Here is a 23,640-nt window from a genome sequence, read left to right on the forward strand (position 1 = left end):
GAGCCGCACCCTTGTGCGGTGCTTGTTCGGGGGGCCGGTCCTGCTCCGGAGTCCGACTCTTCATATCGGAGCGAAATCGCGCGCACGACACAACTGCCCCGCCTGGACGGCCGTTTGAGCAGCGTGGTTGGGGGTGGCGAAGTGGGCAAGAAGGAGGGTGTGCACAATGTGCACACCCTGGGCTTCGGATCGGGTCGTATATCGGCAGGACTGGGCCGGATTGGCGATGTTTGCGGGGCAGTGGCGGATATTCAAGGGCCGGAACCCGTTTCGAGTCCGATCTCGGGCACGTGTTTTCCCTGTTCAGGGGCATTACAGTCTTCTTTCGTGTGGAAAGTGTCCACACTCTCGGCTCTGATCTGATGTTCCGGGTGTGTGGCGTCCCGGGTAGACCAATTCGGTTGTGGGGGAGTGGCTGACGACGGCGTACCGCGTACCGTCCGGTGGGGTGACCGCGGCGTTTACCGGCGCCAGGGGGAAGGCCAACGGGCAGTTCGCATACCCAGCGGTGCAGGGTCCGTCCACATACCTCATCGTCGTGGTGGCCGAGGCCAAATTTGCGGGCCGCGAGCTGCCGAACGTGCACGCTTCCGAAGCTCTTTACGGCAGCGTGCACGCCGACGCCGTTCTCTCTGCCATCCGTCGCGAAGCGTTCCTGTTGCCGTTTGCGCCCCGTATTCCTGTTCGGACGCGATTCTCCAGCCTGGTTCCGAAGAGGACCCCAACCCGCACGCCGGTCTCGCAAAGTTTCTGGAAAATGCAGTCCGCGGCAGTTTGGGGGACAGCCATCGGGGCCGTCATCGCGGTGATGAGCCTGTTCGATGGCAGCATGACCCCGGCTCGGCAAGCGCTGCCTTTCACGGCCGGTGTGCTCTCCTGCCTTGGCCGGACTGGCTCATCTATTTTCCATCCGGGCCGAGGTCGGGCGCGGCAACAAATCGCGCCACGGGACTGATGCTGCCATGAAGTTCCAAGACTGCCAGTTCGTTGTATCCATTCCGGATCAGTGGTCCGGGCACGAAGAGCGTGTACTGGGGTCCGCGGCTCCAGTACCGTCCGAGGTTGAACCCGTTGATGAAGGCGTTGCCCTTGGTCCAGCCATCCAGCCGCAGGTACCTGTCCTCAGGACCGTCGGCTTCGAAGCCTCCGAAAGAGACCGAAGGCCCTGGGACCCCTGCCTCCGGTGATAGTGGTTTGGCAAGTCCCGCGAGGAGCTCCAGGTTCCCGAAATCCAGCGGTGTGATTTGCCAGTGCAGGAGTTCGTTGCCGTTCAGGCTGACGGGTCCGAGCAGCCCTTTGGCTTCCCCGATGCGCTGGCCGTAGTTGACGCGTCCCTGGTCTTCCACGAGTATCCGAAGCCGGCCGGGTCCCGGGATGGTAACAGCGCGTTCTCCAAATTCACGGCTGAGTACGCCTACGGCGGCGTCGTTGAGGAAGAATTGCGCGCGGTCCCGGACTTCAGCGACGGTCAGTACGCCGCCGTGGTCAATGGTTTTCTCATAAATGCAGAACCCGCGGTAGTGCCCGGTGCTGTCAAAGGAAGGCACCGTACCGGGGACCGTGGCCGAGTGCCCCAGCATTTCCACGGCTTCCAGCAACGGTATGGAGGTCTCAAGGGTCAGGCTGGAGGTTCCCCGCCGGGGTCGGAGTGCGGGCCGGTCATCGGGTACGGGGAAGTGTTTGGCGATGACGTCCCGGAAGGCGAAGTACTTTTCCGTGGGATGGCCGTCCTCGCTCAGGGGCGCGTCGTAGTCGTAGGACGTGATGGTGGGTTCGTAGATGCCTTTGTCGTTGGCGCCGTTGGTGAAGCCAAAGTTCGTGCCCCCGTGGAACATATAGATATTCACCGAAGCCCCAGCAGTCAGAAGCGCATCGAGTTCGGCGGCGGAAGCGGCGGCGTCGGTGGTGTGGTGGTGGGTGCCCCAGTTGTCGAACCAGCCGTTCCAGAACTCGGCGCACATCAGCGGGCCCGCCGGTTGCCGCTCGCGCAGGAAGGCCAGGCGCTCAAGGGAACGTGAACCAAACGTGCCGGTTTTGTGAAGTTCGGGCAGGGACCCGTCCTCGATCATGGTGCCGATGGGCTGGTCGCAGGTGAACAGCGGGATGTCCACGCCGTGCCGATTTACCAGGTCCACCAAGTACTGCAGGTATGCCTTGTCCTTGCCATACGCGCCGTATTCGTTTTCGATCTGCAGCAGGATGACGGGCCCGCCGCGCGTGACCTGCCGCTCCACCACGATGGGCAGCAGGGAACCGAAGTAGGAGCCGACGGCGGCGAGGTAGCCCGGCTCGCTGCTGCGGACGCCCACGGTGGGGTCGCTGAACAGCCACGCCGGCAGCCCCCCGTTATCCCATTCTGCGCAGATATACGGTCCCGGCCGGACGATAGCCCGCATTCCCGCAGCGTCCACCAGGTCCAGGAAGCGGCCCAGGTCCAGCCGCCCCTCAGCGCTGAATGTCCCCGGCGTGGGGGAGTGCTCGTTCCACGGCACGTAGGTCTCGATGGTGTTTAGTCCCATCAGCCGCGCCTTCATGATTCGGTCCTCCCACAGGTCCGGATGTACCCGGAAATAGTGGATGGCGCCGGAGAGGATCCGGAAAGGCTCGTCGTTCAGCAGGTAGTCGTGATCGCCGATGGCAAAGGTATCCATGGGTTCCTTGGGAATTCGCAGGGTGGACTTGGGGGCGGCCTGGGCAGGGACTGCTGTCAGTCCTGGCGCAGGACGGCATGGAACGCGAAGGCGGCGTTGCTCCAGACCACAAACAGGAGCGGCGCAGGCGCCAGAGCCATACCCAGCACCGGCTGGAGCAGCGCGGCCGAGGCAATGATGCCGAGCAGCAGCAGCATGGCGAGACTCAGGTACCAGCGCTGGACGCACAGGTAGAGCGATGCCTTCGCCAGGCTCTTGAGCCGGGCGCCGGGGAGAAGTACGACGCCGGCAGTGACCAGTACGGCCACGGTCACCGTGGCAGCCGCGGCCACCACGATGACCGGGACAAGCGCCGCTGCCGCCGGCATCGACTGGACGGCGACGAGGTCAACGCCGAGGAAGAGCAGCAGCGCGACCGCTGCCAGCCCCAGCGGCGCCGTGCGCCGGAAGCTGCGCACATAACCCCGGAGGAAGGAAGCAAACGGCTTGACCGCGCCGCCGTCGTCGTCCAGTGCCTTAAAGGCAGCGAACAGGCCGGCGAGCGACGGCGGCACCGTCACCGAGAGCGCCAGGAAGAACGGCCACGCGCCGATGGGATCAGCCACGAGGGAGAGGCATAACGCCAGCGGGGCGTTGGCCAGGGCCAGCATCACGTTCCCGGCGAGGAACGTGTAGACGAACCCGAAGATGCTCCCGAAGGTTTCGAACCCCGGCCCGGCCCAGCGGCGCGGTTTCTGCCCTGCCAAGGAGGTCACCCTTTCATGCCGCTCGTCGCGATGCCCTGGATGAAGTAGCGCTGGCCCACCAAAAAGATGATCAGGATCGGGATCACCGATATGACGGAACCGGTCATGATCATGGCGTATTCGGCGTCGAACTGTCCCACGAAGGAACGAAGGCCCAGCTGAACGGTCCAGAGACGGTTGGACGTGAGGTAGATGAACGGGCCCATGTAATCGTTCCACGTGTTGACGAAGGTCAGCAGCGCCAGACTGGCAAGGGCGGGCTTGGACAGGGGCAGGATCACCCGGGCCCAAATGCCGTATTCGCTGAGGCCGTCGATGCGGGCGGCCTCGCAGAGTTCGTCCGGGATGGTCATGTAGTACTGGCGCATCAGGAACACACCGAACGCGCCGAAGGCCTGGAGCAGGATGAGGGCGTTGAAGCTGTTGGTGAGCCCTAGTTGCTGCATCATGATGTACTGCGGCACCATGTACGCCTGCCACGGAACCGCAATGGTGCCGATGTAGGCCAGGAACAGCACGTCCCTGCCCGGGAACCGGACCTTCGAAAAGCCGTAGGCTGCGATGGACCCGGTGAGGACCTGCAGGCAGGTGATGATCACAGCAAGGTAGAGGGAGTTCTGCAGGTAGCCCATCATCGGGATGCGGGTCCAGATGTCCGTGTAGTTGCTCCACACGAACTCGCTCGGGATCCACTGGATGGGGACCGTGAGGACCTGGTTGTTCACTTTTAGCGAGGAGGACAGCATCCAGATGAAGGGCACCAGGAGCGCCACCACCAGCACTACCAGAACGCCGTAGATCACGATGTTCGCGGTCCGCTTCTTCTGCTCGCGCGGGGAACGTTTGCGGTCAGTACGACGGCGGTCTTCTGCGGTTGGCGCGCTGGATCCCAAGAAGGGTGCCTCTGCTTTGAGGTCTTCGGCCACGTTGGTCATCAGCGTTCCCTCCGCTGTTGGATCTTGAACTGCAGGACGGTGACCGTCAGCACGATCATGAACAGGACCAGCGAAATGGCCGAGGAGTAGCCGAACTTCCCCTCGCCGATGCCCTCCTGGTAGATCAGCTGGGACAGCACCGTGGTGGAGCGGCCGGGGCCACCGTTGGTCATGACCACGATCAGGTCGAACACCTTGAAGCTGGATACTGTCAGCATCACGACTACAAAGAAGGTGGTGGGTCGCAGGGACGGGATGGTGACATTCCAGAAGCGCTGCCAGGCACTCGCGCCATCAACTTCAGCGGCTTCGTACAATTCCGTGGGGATGGCCTGCAGGCCGGCCAGGTACAGGACCATGTAGTAGCCCATGTCGCGCCACACACTGGTGATGATGACGGCCGGCATGGCCCAATCAGAACTGGAGGTCCAGCCCGGTGGGTTGGCGATGCCGATGGCACCCAGGAACTGGTTGATGGGGCCGCTGTCAGGGCTGAAGAGCATGTTCCAGACGACGGCGACCGCCACCAGGGAAGTGATGTAAGGGAAGAAAATGGCTACCCGGAAAAAGCCGATGCCCTTGAGCTTGCGGTTCAGTAGCATCGCCAGGATGAGGGCGAGGGCCATGGTGAGTGGGACGTGGCCGAGCGCGTAGACAACGGTGTTCCGCAGGGCGATCCAGAAGGAGTCGCTGGCGAGCATGCGTTCAAAGTTGGCCAGGCCAACCCATTTGGGGGCGCTGAATGAGCTCCATTCCATGAAGGAGAGCGCGAAAGCGGCCACAACTGGAATGAGGGTGAAGGCCAGGAAGCCAAGGAAGTTCGGAAGGATGAACGACCAGCCGATCAGTGTATTGCGCCTGGCTTGCTTCCTGTTGCCGCGGCTGAGCACGGGGGCAGGCGCCTGGGTGATTGTTTCTGTAGTCATGATGACCGCTCCCCGGGGCGGGGGCGTTCCTCCATTTCAGGATCAGGAGAGCTCAGGTCCGGTTCCGGTGCTGCGTCCAAGGACGCAGCACCGGACCGGGAGAGTGCCGCTCTTACTTGGCTGGCACCCCTACTTGCCGAGGACTTCGCTCGTGACGCGCTTGCCCATCTCAGCGATGCCATCGGTGACGGAGCGCTCGCCGACCATGATGAGGTCGTGCTCCTGGTTGAGGATCTTGTCCGTGGCAGCAGACTTGTCGCTGACGGGCATTTCCAGAGCGGTCTTGTCCGGCGTGAAGGCCTTCTTGGAGAGCTCGTCGGTGGGCAGGCCTTCCAGCTTGAAGTACTCAGCCGCGACGGACTCGTTCTGCAGTGCCGGGACAACACCGATCTTGGAGATGGCCTTGGCGCCTTCTACTCCGGCTGCCCATTCGATGAACTTCTTGGCTTCATCGGAGTGGGTTGCGTTCTTGTTCACGGCGAAAGCCGTGGGGGAGCCGAACGTTGTGACCTTGCCGTTGGATTCCTTCTGCGGCAGGGGAGCCAGGCCCCAGTTGACGGTGGTCTTACCATCCTTTTTGGCCTGCAGGATGCCGGCCGTGTACCAGGTGCCCATGGGCATCATGGCTGCCTGGCCGGTCTCGAACATGGTGCGGTAACTGGTCTTCTGGCTCTTGGCCGTGCCGAAGTCCAAGGTGGCGCCGGACTTCTGCAGGTCAAGGGCGGTGTTGTACTGGTCCTCGAAGGAGCCGTACTCACCGCTGTTCTGGTCGGCCCCGTTCTGTGCAGCTGCGATGGCTTGGATCACTGAGCGCCAGACGTGCTGGTAGGTGCCGTAGACCTTCTTGCCGCCTGCTTCTGTGGTGAGCTTCTTGGCGATCTCGGTGTACTTCTCCCAGGTCAGGTCCTTGGGTTCTTCGATGCCGGCGGCCTTGAAGAGGTCCTTGTTGTAATACAGGAGCCAGAAGTCCTGGCGGTACGGGGCCGCGAAGTACTTGCCGGCCATGTCGAAGGCGTCAATGCCGGCCAGGTTGTCCTTGCCCACCTTGTCCACCACGCTGTTGATCTCCTGCAGTTGGCCGTTGTTGGCATAGCGGGAGTAGTCGATCACGTTCTTCATGGTGAGGACGTCGGTGGTGTCGCCGCTGGCCAGCATGGTGGTGACCTTCTGCGGGTAGTCATCGGCCAGGATGTCCACCGGTTCGATGTCAACAGTCGGGTTGGCAGCTTCGTAGGCATCGAACAGGGCCTTGAACTCCGGGGTGCCTTGGTAGTTCCACACGGATACTGTCAGGCGGGTCTTGCCGTTTTGGGCCTGCGGCTCCGCCGGTCCGGCGGCTCCTGCGCAACCGGTCATGCCAAGCCCGGCCGTTACGGCCAGGGCAATCGCGGCGAGGGTTGTGCGCTTCATTGCGTTCTCCTAAGGTGAGTGTTAAGTCTGCCGCATGCGCGGCGTTTTGGTGGGGGTCAGGCGCTGAGTGAAAGGTCTTCGTGGACCACCTGGGCGAGGAGTTCCTGACCGGTCAGGTACCGTTCAAGGTCATCCAGCGCCGCGTCGGACATCCTCCGGGTTTCCGTTCCCAGGGAGCCGGCGATGTGCGGGGTGATGACCACGTTGGGGAGGTCATAGAGCACGGAGTCACGCGGCAGCGGCTCGGGTTCCGTGACATCGAGCAGGGCGTGGATCCGGCCGGTGGCGCACTCAACCTCGAGCGCCCTGGTGTCCACCAGCGATCCGCGGGCCGTATTGATGAGGGTTGAGTGGTCCTTCATGGCCCGAAGCTCAGGAGCCCCGATCATGTGCCGGGTTTCGGGCAGCGCGGGTGCGTGGACCGTCACGATGTCCGAGGCCGGAAGGAGTTCCGCCAGCGGAACGAGCCGTCCGCCGGCTGCCTCGACGGCGAGGGGGTCGGCGTGCGGATCGCTCACGAGGACGGTGACGTCCTGGAGTTGCTGGACGAGCTGGACCACCTTGGTGCCGATCCGGGAGAAACCGATCACGCCGATGACGCGCCCGATGTTGCCGAGTTCGCCACGCTGCGTGCTGTAGCTCCAGTCTTCCCGGTGCGTGCGGGCATCGTTAGCCAGGACGTGGGCCTTTTTGCCCGCAAGGACGATGGAGGCGAAGGTGAACTCGGCGACGGGGATGGCGTTTGCGTCCGCGCCGTTGGTAACCAGGATGCCGCGTTCCCACAGGTCGTCGCTGACGAAGCTGCGGACCGTGCCGGCGCAGTGGAAGACCGCACGCAGTTTGGGCATCCGGTCGAGCCGTTCGGAAGTGAGCAGCGGAACTCCCCAGCTGGTGAGCAGGATTTCCACGTCTGCCAGCTGTGCGGCGAGGTCCGGGGAATCCAGCGAATCCGTCCACGGCTGTTCACCCAGGTCAACGAGTCCGGCGAGCCGCTGCAGGCGGGTGGAATCAAATTGATCTGCAAAGGTTCCGCTATTCATGACCAGCAGCGCCTTGGGTTTGGCTGACATCAGGGATCCTCCGTTCCGGTTTCTTGGTGTTGCCCTCACGGGCGATTTCATGTCTTGCATCACATCTAACAATCAGTAGATACTCATGAACAAGACAAATCATTCACCTCGTTCAGTATCGATCTATAACGATCTAACTCGAACATTCGAGAAGAGTCTTCAATGAATGCACCACCTGCCAGCGGCGCGTCGGTCCCGACTCCGGGCGCCCGCCCGCTCGCCTCGGCCTGGGGGGTGAACGCCACTCCTTCCGGCCTCGCAGACCTGCTGGCAGGCGGGCTGTCCGGGCTCCGCATCCGTCCGATTGGCGATGCCGCCTGGCTTGGCGTCAGCGAGGCTGCCTCCGCCGGCCTGGCCGCCCAGGCGCGGACGGAGCGTGGGCAAGCCTGGCCGCAGCCCCTGGTTTCGCACTACGCCCGCTACTTCCGGGACGGCAACCGCACCGCCTACGAAGGGCTGGTGGGAGCGCGGCAGCAGCGCCTGTCGCGTGCGGTAGTGATGGCCCTGCTCGCCGGACGGGACGGGGGAATAGGTGCCGAGGGCGGCGGTGGGGCGGGCCACCGCAGCGCCTCCATCGGCGGCGCGGACGCCGTCGACTGGCTGGACGAGGTCGTCGACGGCGTGTTCCTGCTCTGCGAACAGAGCTCCTGGAGCTGGGCCGCGCACGACGACGTCTTCAGCCGCAGCGGCGAGGTGGTGCCGGACAAGTCCCGGCCCTACCTGGACCTCGGAGCCGGCGAAGTCGCTGCCCAGCTGGCGTGGACGGATTTCGTGCTGGGCGGCTCCCTGGACGCCCGGACGCCCGGCCTGCGCCGGAGGATCCGGCAGGAAACCCAGGAACGCGTCATCATTCCCTTCCTCGAACGGATGGACTGGCACTGGCTCGGGCTGGACGGGGACGTCCACAACTGGAACCCGTGGATCCACACAAACCTGATTGCGGCAGCGCTGTTCCTGGTGGACGATCCCCAACTCCAGGCAGCCACCGTTGCCCGCTGCATCGAGGGCCTGGACCGTTTCCTTGCTTCCCTGCCCGCGGACGGTGCCATTGATGAGGGCTTCGCCTACTGGTGGAACGGGGCCGGCAGGGCGCTGGAGGGCCTCGCCCTGCTGGAGGAAGCAACCGCCGGTGCGCTCGGCGCCGATCTCCCCGTAGTCCGCCAGCTCGTTGCTTTTCCGCACGGGATGCATGTGGGCGGAAACTGGTTCCTCAACGTTGCCGACGGTCCGGCCCGGGCAGCCAGCGGTCTGCCGTGGGACATGCTGCGCCGATGGGCGCTGCGCCTGGATGACAGTGACGCCGCAGGACACGCAGCGGCTTTCGTCTCCGGTCAGCCTGAGGCGACGGCGGGACTGGGCCGGGTGCTGCAAGCGCTCCTGAGCGGGACCGAAGAACGCGGGACGGAAACGCGCGAAGCCGAGGAAGGCGGGCCCGCGCCGCTGGCGCCGTTCACCTACCTTCCGTCGGTGCAGATCATGGTCGCCCGGGAAGCGGCCGGCACGGACCGGGGCCTGCTGCTCGCCGCGAAGGGCGGGCATAACGGGGAGCACCACAACCACCGCGATGTCGGCTCCCTGGTGGTTGCCGTCGACGGCGTTCCGCTGCTGGTCGACGCCGGCCAGCCCACCTACACGGCGAAGACTTTCAGCCCGGACCGGTATGAGATCCGTGCCATGCAAAGCGCCTGGCACAGCGTTCCCGCACCGTTCGGCCTGGAGCAGGGCACCGGGAAGGACTTCGCGGCGGACGTCCTGCAGACGCCCACACCTGACAACCCAACACTCAAGCTGGCCCTCGGAGCAGCGTACGGACTGCGGCCGGAGCAGTGGATCCGGACGTCCTCGCTCGACCGGAAAGCCCGGCGGGTGGCCGTCGCCGACCGCTGGAATCTTCCGGAGGTGCCGGACAGGGCAACGCCCGACGTCGACATCACCTACATCGCGGCCGGCACCGTCCACCTCGGTGATGACGGCTCAGCAACCGTCCTGCCGGACGGCATCCCCACAGCCGGGAACGGCAGGGGAGTCCGCCTGCGCTGGGAGCCGGGCGCCGCCGTCGTACTGGTGGATGAATGGCTGCTGGATGACCCCCTGCTGTTCGAGGTGTGGGGCGCAAGGCTGACCCGCCTGCGCTTCCGCCTGCCCGAAGAACACCGCCCAGCCGGCACCTTTACCCTGAAATTGGAGGCAACACCATGAGCCCCGACCAACCATCCGAAGGTTCCGGGAGATCCCTGTTCTCGCTCCAGCGCCGCGAGCGGCTGATGGAGGAACTGCGTGCCCATGGAGCCATCACGGTCCGCGGCATTGCCGTGAAGCTTGGCGTCAGCGAGCTGACCATCCGGCGGGACGTCAACCTGTTGGCCGATGAGGGCCTGGTGTCGCGGGTCCATGGGGGCGCCACGCTGCCCAGCCCGCTGGACCGGTCGGCGACGGCGGGCCGGACGCCGCAGCACAGCTATTCCATCGGCATGGTTGTGCCGTCCCTGGACTATTACTGGCCGCAGGCCATCAGCGGCGCCAGGGCTGAGGCCGAGGTGCAGAACATGCGGATCCTGGTCCGCGGCTCGGCTTATGACGCGGCCGACAACCGGCGGCACGTCCAGGCCCTGCTCGACACCCAGAACATCGACGGCCTGATCGTCGCCCCGGACATGACCGGCGAAAACGGGCAGGAGCTGCTCCGCTGGCTCAACGCACTGCCCATACCGGTGGTGCTGGCCGAACGGCGCTCGCCCGTGGAAAACCCGGCGCACCGCCTCGAATGGGTTGCCACGGACCACGCGTTCGGCGCCGGCATGGCGGTCCGGCATCTCTGGCAGGAGGGCCACCGGCAGATCGGCTGCCTGACCGATTCCGCCAGCCCCACAAGCCCGCACGTGGTGCGCGGCTGGCGGCAGGCCATGGCCGCCCTAAAGATCCCGGTGGAGGCCTCCGTCCAGGAGGACTCGGCCAAGCTGGCCAACGGCGACCGGGCCGCACACTTCGACCACGTCCTGGAGCTCTGCAAAAAGACGGGGACCACGGCCATGCTGGTCCATTCGGACACCCAGGCGGTGGCTTTTGTGCAGCATTGCGTGGACAAGGGACTCCAGGTTCCGGGCGACATGGCGATCGTAGGATACGACGACGAAGTGGCCTACCTTGCCGAGCCTGCCATCTCGGCCGTCCGCCCGCCCAAGCAGTACGTGGGCAAGGTGGCCGTCCAACTCATGGCTGCGCGCCTCGCGGAAGGACGCATGCGGCCGGTGCACCGGATCGAACTGAACCCGGAGCTGATCCTGCGGGAGTCATCCATCGGTGCGCCGCGGGTCCCGGCGTCGGGCGTGCTCCAGGGATCCGTGTGACGGCGGGCCAGCCGGCGGCTCCGCGGGCACTGCTCCTGAGCGGCGTGGGCCGGTACGCTGACCCCTGGCACCCGTTCGCCGGGACGTCCGCGGCCCTGACGGGCCTCCTGGAGGAGGCGGGGTTCAGCGTCGAGCTGGCCGAGGATGTCGATGCCGCATTGGCAGGCATGGCAGCACCGGGACTGGCGCCGGACGGACCAGCCGACGCGGGCCTGCCGGACCTTTTGGTGGTGAACATTGGTCTTCCGCGCGATGACCGCCCATCGCCCGGGACCCCTGAGGCCGCCGCCGGGCTGCGGCGCTGGCTGGCGGACGGCCGGCCGCTGCTCGCGAGCCACGCCAGCTCCACCAGCTTCCTCGATTCCCCTGCATGGGCGGAAGCTCTGGGCGGCCGCTGGGTCCGCGGAACATCCATGCATCCCGACTACGGACCCGCGACAATCCACGTCGTTCCCGGGAGCGGTGCCCTGATGGAAGGCATCGTGGACTTTGAGCTGCTGGACGAGCGTTACAGCTACCTGCAAACAGCACCCACCATCACCGTCCACGCGACCCACACCCACGGGGATCGTGAGCACCCCGTCATGTGGTCCCAGGACCGGCGTCCGGGACGGACGTTCTACGACGCGCTGGGCCACGACCCCGCCTCCTTCCAATCGCCCGAACACCGCGAAATTCTGCTGCGCGCCATCACTTGGCTCGCAGCAGAAAGCCTCTTGACCCCTTAGGACACAATGTCTTCCACAACGACTCCCTCTGCTTTGATCCTGCCGGCCCTGGACCGCGGACTCTCGCCGCACACCGGCCTGACGCGGGAACACTGGAGCGGCTACGCCGACCACCTGCTCCGCTCGGCCCACCGCTACGGCACCGCGGACCACGCCAACATCCACCTGCCCGGCGCCAACAGCGCGTACGGCCCGCGCAGCGACTCGCTGGAGGCCTTTGCCAGGACCTTCCTGCTGGCGTCCTTCCGGATCGCCGGCGACCCGCAGGGCACGGGCTGGATCGCCGAGTGGTACGCGCAGGGCCTCGACGCCGGCACCAACCCGGCGAACCCGGACCGCTGGCCCACGCCGGGCGAATTGGACCAAGCAAAGGTGGAAGCGGCTTCCCTCGCCGTCGGGCTGGCGCTAACCCGGGACGTGCTGTGGGACAAACTCCCGCATCGGGTCCAAGAGCAGCTCATTGCGTGGTTCGAAACCGTGATCGGCGAGGAGTACCCGCCCATCAACTGGGTCTGGTTCCAGATTGTGGTGGAGACCTTCCTTGCGAGTATCGGCGGGCGTTCCTCGGACGAGGACATCGACGCCGGCCTGGCCATCCACGATTCGCTCTACCGCGGCCGCGGCTGGTTCGCCGACGGCCCCGAGCGCGCCTACGACCACTACGTGGGCTGGGCCTTCCAGGTCTACCCGCAGCTCTGGGCGCTGATGGCCCCGACGGATCCGCGGGTCAAGGCCCGCAAAGCCCTCGACGGCGAACGTCTCGCCGACTTCCTCGACGACACCGCCTACCTCGTCGGGGGGAACGGGGCTCCGCTGATCCAGGGCCGCAGCCTGATCTACCGCTTCGCCGCCGCGGCGCCATTCTGGGCGGGCGAACTCTCGGGCCACACCCGGTTGGCCCCGGGGCTGGGACGGCGCGCGGCGTCGGGCATGCTGGCCTATTTCGTCCGGCAGGGAGCGGTCACCGACGACGGACTGCTCTCCATCGGCTGGCACGGCGAGTTTGTCGGCATGAAACAGTCCTACTCCGGTGCGGGATCTCCCTACTGGGCCGCCAAGGGCTTCCTGGGACTGGCCCTGCCGGCAGACCACCGGGTGTGGACCGCCGTCGAGGAACCGTTGCCGGTGGAAGCCGGTGACACCCAACGGCTTATCGCGGCCCCAGGCTGGCAGGTGGACGGAACAGCGGCCGACGGCGTCGTCCGGATCCGCAACCACGGCACCGACCACGCCAAGGCCGGAGCCGCGATCGCCGATTCCCCGCTTTACGCCCGGCTGGGATACTCCACGCACACATTCCCGGACGTTGAACCGGAATCCCTGGACAACGCCGTCGTGATGGTCAACGCCCTGGGCCGGCTGACGCACCGCACCGGTTTTGAGTCCTTGGGCCAGGAAGACCTCGGGGGCGTGCAGATGGGCGCCTCCCGGGCCACCGTCAACTGGATCGAGCCAGACCCCGATGGCGGCCCGGACCACGGCAGCGGTGCCAAGGGGACCCCGACGCCGGGACCGGAAGTCACCGTGGTCTCGCTGACGCGCGGTGCCGTGGAACTGAGGCTGGTCCGGGTCCGGGGCACCTCCCCGGGCAGGCCCGCGGCACTGCGGATAGGTGGCTGGCCAGTGGATGCGGCGTCGGGGCTCGTCAGCGAAGTCCGCGCCCTCCCTTGGGGCGGGACCCTTGGCGACGCCGGCACCTGGGACAGGAAAGCCCCGCACCCGATGGGGGAGCACCTGACGATCCCCTGGATCGGCACCTCCGGAGCTGCAGCGGACGGTGACTACGCCGCCCTCGTCGGACTTGGCGGGGAGGACGCGCGCGCGGACCTGAACGGCACCAGTTTCCTGACGTCAGGAAGGTTTGAATTTGCCGACGGGACAGCCGTGGATATTGCCTCGATATGGGCGGCCCTGCAGTTGGAGTGCTGACGGCACGGCAGGCATCGGTTCGATACCGAAAGACTTTAACCTCGGCCCCGTGCTGGTGTGCCGGAACGGGTGTGTCAGTGATGTTCGATCCAGCAGGCCAGGATGGTGGTGGAAAGCTGGTAGGCCAGGGCTCTGCGGCTGATGCTCTCCGGTCCCAAGGTGGCCGGCAGGTCGGTGGCATCCACCTCAAGGACGAAGCTGCCCTTCTGGAATACGGCTGACCCGGCGGCGGTTTCGTAGGCCGGGAACCCGAGGTTGGCGAGGCCTTTGATGGGTTGGGCGTCCTTTGCCAGGGCCTGCATTGCGTCAAAGTACGTCAGTGCCGACGCCTGATCCTTTGCCTCCCTGACGGAGATTTCCAAGGAACCCTCTTTGAGATGGTACGTGCAGGTGAAGGTGCTGTCGGCCCAGTCGTTGACCGTGTGCGGTTTTGAATCGAGATCCAGGATGGAGGTGAGTCTGTCCATCGGCTGGTCCCCGCACACCATCAGGGCAGCGTCGCTGGGACCTTGGGCTTGGGGCGCGCCCGGGGATGAGGAGGACCCGTGAGCGTGCCCGCCGGCGTGCCCTGATTCGTTGGCAGCTGAAGACGGCGGGGGAACGGCTGCGGAGTTTCCCGGCCCCAAGGATCCGGAGGCTGCCCCGCAACCGGAGAGGAGTAGAGCCGTGGCAGCCAAGGCAGCCAGGGCTTGCTTTCGGTGTGTCATGTCCAGTCCATTCGCGCGAGTAGCCGCTTCCAGGAGGAGCGGGATTCTGTGGTTCAAACTTTGAGTTTTGCGTAGATGACGTAGTTATCGTCGAACAGGCCGGTGGCGGGGTCGTAGCCGTCGCACGTGATGAGCCGGAGTTCGGCGCCGTCGGTGTTGCCGTAGACCTCGAGGGTGGGGAACTCGTTCTTGCTGTAGACGGCGCCGCGGTCAACGGTGAACACGGCGATGCTGCCGTCGGTTCGGGAAACGTTGATTTCGGAGCCCGGGGTGAGTTTGCGCAGGTCCGCGAAGACACCCTTAGCGCCGCCGAGCGCGTTCACGTGGCCAAGCATCACCGCCGGCCCGCGTTCCCCGGGGGCGGGGGAGCCGTTGTACCAGCTGGCAGGCGCGCCGGCGGCGGTGGGAGGTACATCCAGGGAACCGTTCTCGCGCAGCCCCTGATGGAGGAGGTCCGTCCGGAGCCCGATCGAGGGAATGCTCAAGCTGACCGGCGCCGACGCGGCCATCACCGGAAGCTGCGCGGTGGCCGGAGCCACCGGGGGACCGGATGGTGGCGCGGCCGTGGCCGGGGACGGAGCCGCGGGGGCGCTCGATGCTCCCGTAGCTGGGACCGAAGCAGTTGGAGCAGGCCCATTCGGAGCGTTGGCGCAGCCGGCCAGGGGCAGCAAGAGCAGAATCCCGGCCACCACGGCGGCCAGGACGCCGCCGTGGTGGCCTGGATTCTTGATTCTCACGGTAGTGATCGGATCAGCGGGTGCTTAGGCCGCTGCACCGGCGGTGCGACGACGGACAACGTAGGCCCCGCCGGCGAGGGCGATCAGGGCGAGGCCGCCGCCGGCAGCGAGGGCGCCCGTGTCGGTGCCGGTTTCCTCCGTGACTCCGGTGTCGGCGCCGCCGACCGGCATGTTCATCTGCCCGACCTTCAGGGTCCCGCAAAGGGCGGGGGAGGTCGCGGCCAGCGGGAGAGTCGGGGCAAGGTCGCTCTTGGCGGCCTGACCTGCCGCGCTGAGGGTCGCGGGATCAAGGCCGTGGACGACGACCACTGCGGTGCCGGCTTCCAGGGCTGCTTTCGTTTCGGCGTTCAGTTCAAACGTCCGGTCCACGGTGTACGCGGCCCCCTGGCCGCCGACCTTCAGATCCAGGCCGGCCGCCGGGCTTGTGTCGCCGCTGGTGGACAGCGTGGTGACGATTTCGCCGTAGGAGGGTCCGCCTTCGGTGGTCGAGATGACCTGGTCGCCGTCCTTGTCGGCAGAGGGGGCCGGGCAGATGCCCTGGGCTCCGCCGTGGATGTGCTGGACGTGCGGGTAAGGTGCGTCCATGAAGGTCGCAGGCATGCCGGCGACTTTCAGGACAACGTGGGCCTGGTTGCCGGTGACGTCAACGGTGACGGTGCCGGAGCCGGCACTGCCGTTGAGCTGGCCCAGGGTCGACTGATAGTGGTTTGATCCGTCATGGGCCATGGCAGGGGAGCCGGAAACAGCCAGGGCGGCCAAAGCCAGGGTGGGGACAGCCAGAACGCGAAGTGTCTTCTTCATTGAATAGATCTCCTCATACACGAGCGTGGGATGCTGGCGCCCCGGAACGGGGCCACTGGTACTTCGGAACAGGACCGGACAAGGATGGGTTTATGCGTGACCGGGCACACATATTTGGCAGGGCGCCGCCGTCCGGCATGCGTAAGATCACCTGCATGCACGTCGAAAAGTCCGACGAACGAGACAGCCGTTGGGAGCAACACCAGGGCGCTTTCCGCGTGTACTTTCTTGAGGAGCCCGGGCCCTGCTACTCGGTCAGCATCTACGACCTAACAGATGCGACTTCGTCGGAAGCCAAAACCTGGGCGGAAGATGGGGCTGGTGATCACATGTATTCGATTGCACTAGTTTCATCGAATGAGCAGGGACACCGGGGACTTATCTGGCTCACCGCAGCAGTCCTAGCGGCTAAATCCCCCTGCTCAGAAGGTGGTGTACTCCACCGATGATGTCTTCCAGAGCTCTGTCGCAGCACCCGGGGCGGAAGCGACGTCGTCGCCCGTGACTGAGAACGTCCTTTCGATATCCTGATCCGGCCAGGTGAACACCACCGACAACACTCCTGCGGCGACGTCGTGATCAACCCAAAATGACATGGTCCAGAAGTTGTTGTGCCCCTCATGCGTGACAATTTCCGCCGTCGAACGCCCGGAGCTATCTTGATCTACAGCTAGTTGAGGGCCCTCGGCCGGAGAATTCCGCAGATAGGCGCCGACCTGGCGACCGATGTCCCGCTGCTGCTCAAGTGTCAACGGGCCCTTAAACCTGACGCTCATCTGAACCCACAAACCAAAGGGGTAAACCTCAGCGAAGTTCAGGCTGCAGCCAGCTCCGCTCAGAAGAACAGAGCCCCTGCCGGCCACAAAGCCCGGTTGCCAGTTGTACGGTCTCCTGGGCATGTGAGCTCCTAACAAGTCACCCAAACGAGGCGGGGCTGGTTTGTCGATCCTGTCCTGGTTGTGATGATACGACCTATCACCTGCAGCGCCTAGAAAACCCGTCGATGGGTACCGTTCCGGTCTCATTCGGAAGCGAGCTGTCAATTGTGCACGGTCGAGCTTCCCCTTACGCGCCCGAGGCTGCCCGTTCAGGAACCGGCGTACTGGCGGAGCTTTCCGGATTTCTCGCTGGTGCTCCGACACAGCCCGAAGGATTGACCCGAGGGCGTGGGCGGCAAGCACCGGGCCGTAGGGTGTAGTGATGACGGCGCGTTTAGAGGAAGCCCATAGCATTTCCACTTTGCTTGCCGGGCTCGATGATGCCGGCGTGCAGATGCTTCTCGATGCTGCTGAGCCGGTAGGCGTTGGTATCGGGGGAACAACCAAGAAGGTCCGGATCGGTGATCGGACTGCGTTCCTGAAGCAGCTCCCACTGACGGGCGTCGAAGAAGCTGATCCGACCGCCACCACAAGCCGGCTTCAGCTTCCCTTTGTCTCCCACTACGGCATAGGAAGCCCTACCCACGCGGTCGGGCGAGAGTTGGCAGCACATCAAGCAACCTCCACGTGGGTTAAGGCAGGAACCGTGGATTTCTTCCCGCTGCTGCTCAACTGGCGTGTGTTGGACCTGAAGTGTGAGGCGGACCTGAGCGAGTTCGACGGCGATGATTCTCCCAGCCAGTGGGGTCCGCATTGGCCTCAAATGCAGAGCAAACTTGCCGCGATGAAGTCCGCATCCAAAAGCATGGTGTTCTTCCTTGAGTACGTACCCGAGACGCTGGGCGCCTGGGTGCGCAGGAGTGTAGCTGAGGGCACCGGGGCGACCGTCTTCCCCGATGTGGTCGACCAACTTCTTGAAGCCACAGCATGGATGAACAGCCAGGGATTCCAGCACTTTGACGTGCACCCGGGAAACATCCTCGTTCGAGAGGGCAGACTACTCTTCACGGACTTCGGCCTGGCACTTCACCGCGAATTTGACCTCACCGCGGAGGAAGAAGCATCGATGCCCGATCACGACGGCTTCGACAGTGATACCGCCCTGATGCACCTTTTCCACTGGACGCTATTCGAACTCGGCTATACCTCCGGTCTGCAGCGGCTGGAGTTATTGCGTGCCGCCGCCGCTGACCCAGCCACACCAGCGCTGGACCCAGCCCGTGCGGCACTCGGCGACGGTGCTGATCTGATTGCGCAGCATGCCAGTGTCGCCGTCTACATAACCGAGATGTTCGGCGCCCTCATGGAGAATGTGTTCGCCGCTCAATATCGACGCCACTAGACCTTGGAGCCCAAGACGGTCAGTCGTCCCCGTGAGCGACCGACTGACGGGCACCTGGGCGAGCTGAAATAGGCGCCGAAAGTGCTGGGTCATTGAGGATGCGCGTCAGGGTGGTCTGCCCGAGCGTGCTCATTCCTGGGTTCGTCTCCCGGTAGTACCACACCAGGCCCATCGCCTGCTGGAATGCCCACGCGGCTCCGCGCCACCACTCAACGTCACCGCATGCCAGCTCACTGCGGAGGACTGACCTCCTCTCGTCATCGAGCATGTGCCATGCGGCGACAAGATCGAGTGACGGGTCAGCTGGAGCGAAACCCCCGCCATCCAGCACGCCAACCAATCGGTCGTCCTCGACAAGGAGATTGCCGGGAATCAAATCACCGTGCGTCATCGCATCGGAGGCAACCTTGGGCAAGCTCCGGAATTCCGCCCAGAGTGCGCGGAGCCGATTGACCGGAAGTAGTCCGTCACTTTCCCGGAAGCAGACTTCCATCCATGCGTCGGAATCATGAAGGTCTCCACCACGCCCGGAGCCGGCGAAGTGGCGTCCCTTCGTGTCGGCGGCGCGGAGCGAGCGTATGAGGTCCACGAGGTCATGGGCAAACATTTCGGAGTGCGCTAAGTGGTGGGGTGTTGCTACAGTCCCGTGGATCCAGGTCTGAAGGGTCCACGGCAAGGGATAGCCGAAACCGGGATCGCCCAAGGCCACGGGCGACGGTGTGGCGACCGGACAATATTCGGACAACTCGCGCATTGCCGCGGCTTCCCGGGCGAGCTCCGCCCTCATATCCGTTGGATTGGCGGAGCGCAGCGGGAATCGTGCCGTAAGGTCGGCGCCGATTCGAAAGATGGCGTTCACCGTGCCGTCTGTTGTCATGCGACGGAAACGCTCAAGGCGCCATTCCGGAAACTGGTCGATGATCAGCCGACGAGCGAGTTGCTCGTCAATGTGCAACTCATCGTCGTGCATAGCCATGCTGGTTACGTTAGCTGCTTTGCGCGACTGTCCCAGTGGAGGTTTCCCAAACAGGCCAGGCTTCAAACCGCTCTCCCTCGCCGCATCGGATTTGGCGGACATCGAGCCTGCCAGCTCCCACGCAAGGAGGGTACGGTGAATTCATGTCACTTACGGCCGTCCCTGAGTCCCGTCCCGTCTGGCACAGAACCGTGGGCGCGGCATTCGTGGCCGGTGCATCCCTGTGGCTCACTTGGACCGCCCAACAATTGCCGACAATCTGCCCGGCAATCTACCCTGCGCCGGCCAGCTGCGCTCCGGATGCCCGCTTGAGTCCGGCAGTTTGGGGAACAGTTGTCATTATTGGGCTATTCGCTGCATTGCTAGCAGCGAGTGCCACGATTCGTCCTGAGCGGAAAATAGTCGTTCTTCGATGCCTCATGGCCGTGCTCGGTATCGCCGCAGCGGTTGTTCCCCTCTGGACCCTGGTTTCATCCGGCTTCAGCTTGTGACTACATAGGCGTCCCCTGGTCATAGCTGTTTGCATTCATCGCCGTCGAGGCCTTCGGTCCCATGCGCGAAGGCTTGATCGGCCCCCCAGAACAGCTGCGATGAGCAAAAATATCGAACCCCGCGCAGTAGGGGCGAGTGTTTGATTCATGCCCCGCTCCTCTGGGTAGCCTCAGCCTGCCGGGTGCGCGGCCCCGCCTGCCAGGATGGCAAAGTACCCGGGAACCTGTTGAGGGTTACCGGCACGGTTCATGGGGACCACTTCGATTTCTACCGGGCCGTCGACGATCAACCGCCAGTTCGGGGCCGGGAATTCGCGGGCGCGTTCTTGCGGCCCGAAATGCCCGGGCCGTGGAAGGTTTTCCAGGGCGCGCTGCAGTTGGCTGGGCATGTTTGCGCGGGTGGCTCCGAGTTCTGCCAAGTATCCGAGGCTGTTGCCGCGGAAGTTGGTCTCGGCCAGAAAGAGGCTGCCTCTGTTCCCGACGACGGTGTGCAGGTTCGCCGCCAACGCTGTCCGTCTGTTCGGTTTCAGGACGTGGAACACTCCCCGGACAAAGACGTTGGCCGGCCCCAGCCGCTCCAGGAGGAGCTCCCCAGCGTCAGCGGCGGCAGCGTCCAGAACTGCAAATTCAGCGTTGGGGACGTCTTCACTCTCCTGTCGGGCCCGGTCGACTGCACCGGCTGACACATCCACGCCGAGCAGGCTCGGAAATAGCCCGGCAAGCCAACGGGTGTGGGTCCCATTGCCGCAGCCAACATCCACGACCGGGAGAGTGGGATCGAAGTGGGCTAGGAGCTGCTCAGCGTACTGTGCGCGCTCAGCCGGGGAACCGGAGTCCCACAGCACGTCTCCGGTGCGTCCGGTGGAGCGGACTCCGCGCCAGTAACGTTCCCAAGCTGCGTCAGGGTCCTTTGGCGCCCGTGAAGCAAGGCGCACCACTGAGGGAACAAGCTGCATCCGGTCCCAAAGAGTCGACATATCCCAACCTTACCGACGCGGCGCAGAGCTGCGCAGATAGGCCATTGCTTCCACGGCCGGCAGCGGGCGGGCGAAGTAGTAGCCCTGCCCGTAGAGGCAGCCCATGGCGCGTAGCTGTTCGGCTTGGTCGGCGGTTTCGATTCCCTCCACGATGGCGTTCAGCCCTGCAGCGGAAATCAACTGCAGTACGGCGGACACGAATCTCTGCTGCTGGGCATCCGGGCCCATGTTCCTGATCAAGGACTGGTCGACCTTGACTGTCTCTGCGGGAAGCGATCCGAGGTAGCTGATGGATGAATAACCCGTACCGAAGTCATCGATTTGCAGCCCGACGCCGAGCTGACGCAACTTCATCAGGACCTGTTGCTCCCCGGTGCCCATGGTCATCAGGACGGTCTCGGTGATCTCCAGCACCAAGCGCTGCGGTTCGATCTTGTGGGCGGCCAAGGTGTTTCTGACATCCTCCAGCAGCCCGCTCCGCAGCAGTTCAGTTGCAGAAAGATTGATGTGCAGGCAAAAGTCCGTAAGGTCGGGGGCGGCCTGTCTCCAGTGGCTGAGTTGCCCGATGCCTTCATGCAGCACCCACCGGCCCAGCTCATGAATGAGACCCGTTTCCTCTGCGATCCCGATGAAGCTATCAGGCGTGATGGTCCCTCGGACCGGATGGTTCCAGCGCAGCAGCGCTTCCATGCCCACGACCTCGCCGGAAGCCATGTCGACCACCGGCTGATACAACAGTGCCAGCTCTCCACGGGCTACTGCGTAACCCAGTTCAGCGGTTGTGCGCGACCGTTCACGAACGGCCTCGAGCATGTCCGGGTGGAAGAGCTGAACGTTGTTGCGGCCCCGCGCCTTGGCTTGATACATGGCAATGTCGGCGTCGCGCATCAGTGCTTCGGCCGGATATCCGGGCGCACCGATACACACTCCCATGCTGGCCATGGCCCACACCGTTTCTGTCCCGATACGCACGCTGTCCCGCAGGGACTCTGAAGCACGGTTTGCAATTTGAAGGATCTCTTCGTGTGTTGCCTCGCTGATGAGGATGGCGAACTCATCACCGCCCAGACGTGCCACCGTATCGGTTTCCCTGACGGCCGAACGCAGACGGCTGGCCACTTCCACCAGTGCCGCATCGCCGGCGCTGTGACCCAAGGTGTCGTTGATGACCTTGAACGAATCAAGATCCAGGAACACCACGGCCGGAGCGGTCGGCCCGGGTGTGCAAGCGTGGAGCGCTTCCCGGATCCGCTCCTTCAGCAGTGTCCTGTTCGCGAGGCCCGTCAGGGCGTCCGTCTTGGCCATCTGCTCCAGCTCGACCTGCGTTCGCCGCAGCATCGCGGTTCGGGCCGCGACTCTTTCCTCGAGATCCCTGTAAATATGCCCGAGCTCTTCCCCCAGCAGGTTCACGCCAGTGATGACCGCATCAATCTCATCCCTGCGCTCTGAGGGCTCAATCCGCGCATCCAGTTCGCCGGCTGCCAGCCGGACGATGCCGTCAACCAGCTGTTGCAGGCGCGGGTCCCCGGCGCGGCTGCCTGATTCGACGAGGGAGGGCCCTCCCGTAGTCACTTCAGGGGAGGAATCCGGGGATTCATCCATCAGCGTTCAGCCAGTCCAGGGCCTCGCTGCGGGAGGTAAAGAAGCGTGTCGGGCATGGCGGAATGTGCACCCCAAGAAAAAAGTTCGCAAGCACCCGGTCGACAGGAGACTTGCCCAGCAGGGCAATTCGCGAAGCGCTGCAGGGGATGGACCATACGCCCCTGGCCTCCCTGCTGACGGAAGCGACTGCCGCCATGTCAACGAGCATGGGACGCTGCTGCTGCTGGCAGACCTCATTTACTTTCGCCATCGCCGCGTGGGCGTCCTCAACCTGGATGTGGGCGCCCGGCTGCCAGCTCAGATGCACAAAACCGTCCTCGCGCAATTCAATGCTTGACTTGCCGCCGTCCGCGATTAGCGGTGCCACGTATTCGTCCTCCCAGAGCCCGCGCCGAACCGTTCGACGACTCTTCAAAGATACCGCCCGGATTCCCAAACGCTGCCGGGGACCGACGCGGGCGCTGCCCTACGACCAGGCCGGCGGAGAGCTTACGTGCTCCTCTGGAGGAATTCGCTGAATGCTAAGCGACCGCGGTGATGTCCAGGGCAGGACCGGAATGTACCTGCGGAAGCTCCTCGAATGCTGGCTTAGCAAACCAATATCCTTGGAACAGGCGGATGCCGTTTGCCTTCAAAACCAGGAACTCCGCCTCAGTCTCGACCCTTCTGCCAGCACCGTGATGTTGAGCTTCTTGGCGATGCCGAGGATGCCGGCAACGACGGCCTGACGGGCCGGGCTGGTGTCGATTCCGCGGATGAGCTTCATGTCGATCTTGATCAGGTCCGGCTGGAAGTCGACGAGGAGCCCCAGGCCCGCATGACCGGCACCGAAGTCGTCGATGGCGGTGGTGAAGCCATGCCTGCGATATTCGGTGATGATGTTCGTGAGGTGAGCGGTGTCCGAGACCTCCTCATTCTCCGTGAACTCGAACATGATGGACGACGTCGGAAAGCTGCAGCGCGCGGCTGCAAGCAGTGTCGCACGAAGGCATGCGGCCGGTTCGTAGACCGCGTTCGGCATGAAGTTGATCGACAGCTTTAGATTCTCGTCTGGAGGAAAAAGGCGCGCTGCCAGCTCTATTGCCTTGACGCGGCAGTCCTGGTCGAAGCGGTACTTCTGTTCCGGTGAGACCTTTGACAGGACCTCAAAAGCACTCTCGCCCGACAAGCCTCGGACCAGCGCCTCGTAGCCCCATACGCGATCGGCAACGGCGTCATAGATGGGTTGGAAGGCCATGCTGAAATCGAAGTCGAGTTTTGAAGATGTCGTGCAGCCGTCGCATGCCATGGGGGTCCTCTCTCCGGTTGCGTCCACAGTATGCTACGACGGTTGCTGTGGAGTGGATCGCTTTGTGGCGGTGTTCTGTGATCGATCGATGTCGTGATC

General features: G+C 64.4%; 20 protein-coding genes. 5 read left to right on the forward strand and 15 right to left on the reverse strand.

Annotated elements, in window-relative coordinates; translation table 11 throughout:
• Positions 1-899: 899 nt before the first annotated feature.
• The 6 genes from AB4Y67_RS00050 to AB4Y67_RS00075 all read right to left on the reverse strand — a co-directional run bounded on the left by AB4Y67_RS00050 (position 900) and on the right by AB4Y67_RS00075 (position 7,738).
• A complete protein-coding gene (locus tag AB4Y67_RS00050) occupies positions 900-2,651 on the reverse strand; it encodes a glycoside hydrolase family 35 protein (protein ID WP_441403777.1) in 1,752 nt (583 codons plus the stop codon).
• Between the two features lie 56 nt (positions 2,652-2,707).
• Entirely contained in the window at positions 2,708-3,406 is a 699-nt protein-coding gene (locus AB4Y67_RS00055) for a hypothetical protein (RefSeq protein ID WP_441403778.1), read from the reverse strand.
• Entirely contained in the window at positions 3,403-4,332 is a 930-nt protein-coding gene (locus AB4Y67_RS00060; protein WP_441403779.1) for a carbohydrate ABC transporter permease, read from the reverse strand. The genes AB4Y67_RS00055 and AB4Y67_RS00060 overlap by 4 nt, the downstream gene beginning before the upstream one ends.
• Positions 4,332-5,258, reverse strand: a complete 927-nt coding sequence (locus tag AB4Y67_RS00065; RefSeq protein ID WP_441403780.1) for a carbohydrate ABC transporter permease — start codon at positions 5,256-5,258, stop codon at positions 4,332-4,334. The genes AB4Y67_RS00060 and AB4Y67_RS00065 overlap by 1 nt, the downstream gene beginning before the upstream one ends.
• Positions 5,259-5,387: 129 nt before the next feature.
• Positions 5,388-6,668 carry an ABC transporter substrate-binding protein gene (locus AB4Y67_RS00070; RefSeq protein WP_441403781.1) on the reverse strand — a complete coding sequence of 427 codons (1,281 nt, stop codon included), beginning with the start codon at positions 6,666-6,668 and terminating at the stop codon, positions 5,388-5,390.
• Between the two features lie 56 nt (positions 6,669-6,724).
• The gene (locus tag AB4Y67_RS00075; protein WP_441403782.1) at positions 6,725-7,738 is read right to left on the reverse strand and encodes a hydroxyacid dehydrogenase; all 1,014 of its coding nucleotides are present in this window, start codon (positions 7,736-7,738) and stop codon (positions 6,725-6,727) included.
• A 162-nt stretch (positions 7,739-7,900) separates the two neighbouring features.
• Between AB4Y67_RS00075 and AB4Y67_RS00080 the strand changes: the two genes are divergently transcribed.
• Genes AB4Y67_RS00080 through AB4Y67_RS00095 form a run of 4 tightly spaced genes read left to right on the forward strand, consistent with a single transcriptional unit; the run spans position 7,901 to position 13,742 of the window.
• Positions 7,901-9,937 (forward strand): heparinase, encoded by a 2,037-nt coding sequence (locus AB4Y67_RS00080; RefSeq protein ID WP_441403783.1) that lies wholly within the window; start codon positions 7,901-7,903, stop codon positions 9,935-9,937.
• Complete coding sequence (locus tag AB4Y67_RS00085; protein WP_441403784.1) at positions 9,934-11,085, forward strand: substrate-binding domain-containing protein; 1,152 nt, start codon at positions 9,934-9,936, stop codon at positions 11,083-11,085. The genes AB4Y67_RS00080 and AB4Y67_RS00085 overlap by 4 nt, the downstream gene beginning before the upstream one ends.
• Complete coding sequence (locus tag AB4Y67_RS00090; RefSeq protein WP_441403785.1) at positions 11,082-11,813, forward strand: ThuA domain-containing protein; 732 nt, start codon at positions 11,082-11,084, stop codon at positions 11,811-11,813. The genes AB4Y67_RS00085 and AB4Y67_RS00090 overlap by 4 nt, the downstream gene beginning before the upstream one ends.
• A gap of 6 nt (positions 11,814-11,819) precedes the next feature.
• Positions 11,820-13,742, forward strand: coding sequence for a DUF2264 domain-containing protein (locus AB4Y67_RS00095; RefSeq protein ID WP_441403786.1), 1,923 nt, complete (start codon positions 11,820-11,822; stop codon positions 13,740-13,742).
• Between the two features lie 74 nt (positions 13,743-13,816).
• Here the strand turns inward: AB4Y67_RS00095 and AB4Y67_RS00100 are convergent, their stop codons facing one another.
• The 4 genes from AB4Y67_RS00100 to AB4Y67_RS00115 form a co-directional block, all read right to left on the reverse strand.
• On the reverse strand, positions 13,817-14,209 hold the full coding sequence (locus tag AB4Y67_RS00100; RefSeq protein ID WP_441403787.1) for a hypothetical protein: 393 nt from the start codon (positions 14,207-14,209) through the stop codon (positions 13,817-13,819).
• Positions 14,210-14,502: 293 nt separating this feature from the next.
• On the reverse strand, positions 14,503-15,186 hold the full coding sequence (locus AB4Y67_RS00105; protein WP_441403788.1) for a sortase domain-containing protein: 684 nt from the start codon (positions 15,184-15,186) through the stop codon (positions 14,503-14,505).
• A gap of 24 nt (positions 15,187-15,210) precedes the next feature.
• Positions 15,211-15,987 (reverse strand): hypothetical protein, encoded by a 777-nt coding sequence (locus AB4Y67_RS00110; RefSeq protein ID WP_441403789.1) that lies wholly within the window; start codon positions 15,985-15,987, stop codon positions 15,211-15,213.
• Positions 15,988-16,409: 422 nt separating this feature from the next.
• Positions 16,410-16,739, reverse strand: coding sequence for a hypothetical protein (locus tag AB4Y67_RS00115; RefSeq protein WP_441403790.1), 330 nt, complete (start codon positions 16,737-16,739; stop codon positions 16,410-16,412).
• Between the two features lie 448 nt (positions 16,740-17,187).
• Between AB4Y67_RS00115 and AB4Y67_RS00120 the strand changes: the two genes are divergently transcribed.
• Complete coding sequence (locus AB4Y67_RS00120) at positions 17,188-18,207, forward strand: hypothetical protein (RefSeq protein WP_441403791.1); 1,020 nt, start codon at positions 17,188-17,190, stop codon at positions 18,205-18,207.
• Between the two features lie 19 nt (positions 18,208-18,226).
• On the opposite strand, the gene AB4Y67_RS00125 is transcribed toward AB4Y67_RS00120, so the two are convergent.
• From AB4Y67_RS00125 to AB4Y67_RS00145, 5 genes are all read right to left on the reverse strand, one after another.
• Positions 18,227-19,183: an aminoglycoside phosphotransferase family protein gene (locus AB4Y67_RS00125; protein WP_441403792.1), complete on the reverse strand. Its 957-nt coding sequence runs from the start codon at positions 19,181-19,183 to the stop codon at positions 18,227-18,229.
• Between the two features lie 661 nt (positions 19,184-19,844).
• Complete coding sequence (locus AB4Y67_RS00130; protein ID WP_441403793.1) at positions 19,845-20,651, reverse strand: class I SAM-dependent methyltransferase; 807 nt, start codon at positions 20,649-20,651, stop codon at positions 19,845-19,847.
• Between the two features lie 9 nt (positions 20,652-20,660).
• Positions 20,661-22,253, reverse strand: a complete 1,593-nt coding sequence (locus AB4Y67_RS00135) for a putative bifunctional diguanylate cyclase/phosphodiesterase (protein ID WP_441403794.1) — start codon at positions 22,251-22,253, stop codon at positions 20,661-20,663.
• A complete protein-coding gene (locus AB4Y67_RS00140; protein ID WP_441403795.1) occupies positions 22,246-22,620 on the reverse strand; it encodes a DUF7793 family protein in 375 nt (124 codons plus the stop codon). Before AB4Y67_RS00140 ends, AB4Y67_RS00135 begins: the two co-directional genes overlap by 8 nt.
• 264 nt (positions 22,621-22,884) lie before the next feature.
• Positions 22,885-23,541, reverse strand: coding sequence for an EAL domain-containing protein (locus tag AB4Y67_RS00145; RefSeq protein WP_441403796.1), 657 nt, complete (start codon positions 23,539-23,541; stop codon positions 22,885-22,887).
• Positions 23,542-23,640 lie beyond the last annotated feature (99 nt).

Origin of the sequence: Arthrobacter sp. YAF17 (assembly GCF_052113365.1) — a bacterium.
Taxonomy (GTDB): Bacteria; Actinomycetota; Actinomycetes; order Actinomycetales; family Micrococcaceae; genus Arthrobacter.

What these genes read in the sequence shown, in the direction of transcription:
- AB4Y67_RS00125 (WP_441403792.1), bottom strand. Translation starts at nt 19,183, where the DNA reads ATGGCTATGCACGACGATGAGTTGCACATTGACGAGCAACTCGCTCGT.
- AB4Y67_RS00110 (WP_441403789.1), bottom strand. Translation starts at nt 15,987, where the DNA reads ATGAAGAAGACACTTCGCGTTCTGGCTGTCCCCACCCTGGCTTTGGCC.
- AB4Y67_RS00130 (WP_441403793.1), bottom strand. Translation starts at nt 20,651, where the DNA reads ATGTCGACTCTTTGGGACCGGATGCAGCTTGTTCCCTCAGTGGTGCGC.
- AB4Y67_RS00075 (WP_441403782.1), bottom strand. Translation starts at nt 7,738, where the DNA reads ATGTCAGCCAAACCCAAGGCGCTGCTGGTCATGAATAGCGGAACCTTT.
- AB4Y67_RS00080 (WP_441403783.1), top strand. Translation starts at nt 7,901, where the DNA reads ATGAATGCACCACCTGCCAGCGGCGCGTCGGTCCCGACTCCGGGCGCC.
- AB4Y67_RS00100 (WP_441403787.1), bottom strand. Translation starts at nt 14,209, where the DNA reads ATGGACAGACTCACCTCCATCCTGGATCTCGATTCAAAACCGCACACG.
- AB4Y67_RS00135 (WP_441403794.1), bottom strand. Translation starts at nt 22,253, where the DNA reads ATGGATGAATCCCCGGATTCCTCCCCTGAAGTGACTACGGGAGGGCCC.
- AB4Y67_RS00050 (WP_441403777.1), bottom strand. Translation starts at nt 2,651, where the DNA reads ATGGATACCTTTGCCATCGGCGATCACGACTACCTGCTGAACGACGAG.
- AB4Y67_RS00065 (WP_441403780.1), bottom strand. Translation starts at nt 5,258, where the DNA reads ATGACTACAGAAACAATCACCCAGGCGCCTGCCCCCGTGCTCAGCCGC.
- AB4Y67_RS00060 (WP_441403779.1), bottom strand. Translation starts at nt 4,332, where the DNA reads ATGACCAACGTGGCCGAAGACCTCAAAGCAGAGGCACCCTTCTTGGGA.
- AB4Y67_RS00145 (WP_441403796.1), bottom strand. Translation starts at nt 23,541, where the DNA reads ATGGCATGCGACGGCTGCACGACATCTTCAAAACTCGACTTCGATTTC.
- AB4Y67_RS00070 (WP_441403781.1), bottom strand. Translation starts at nt 6,668, where the DNA reads ATGAAGCGCACAACCCTCGCCGCGATTGCCCTGGCCGTAACGGCCGGG.
- AB4Y67_RS00095 (WP_441403786.1), top strand. Translation starts at nt 11,820, where the DNA reads ATGTCTTCCACAACGACTCCCTCTGCTTTGATCCTGCCGGCCCTGGAC.
- AB4Y67_RS00085 (WP_441403784.1), top strand. Translation starts at nt 9,934, where the DNA reads ATGAGCCCCGACCAACCATCCGAAGGTTCCGGGAGATCCCTGTTCTCG.
- AB4Y67_RS00120 (WP_441403791.1), top strand. Translation starts at nt 17,188, where the DNA reads ATGACGGCGCGTTTAGAGGAAGCCCATAGCATTTCCACTTTGCTTGCC.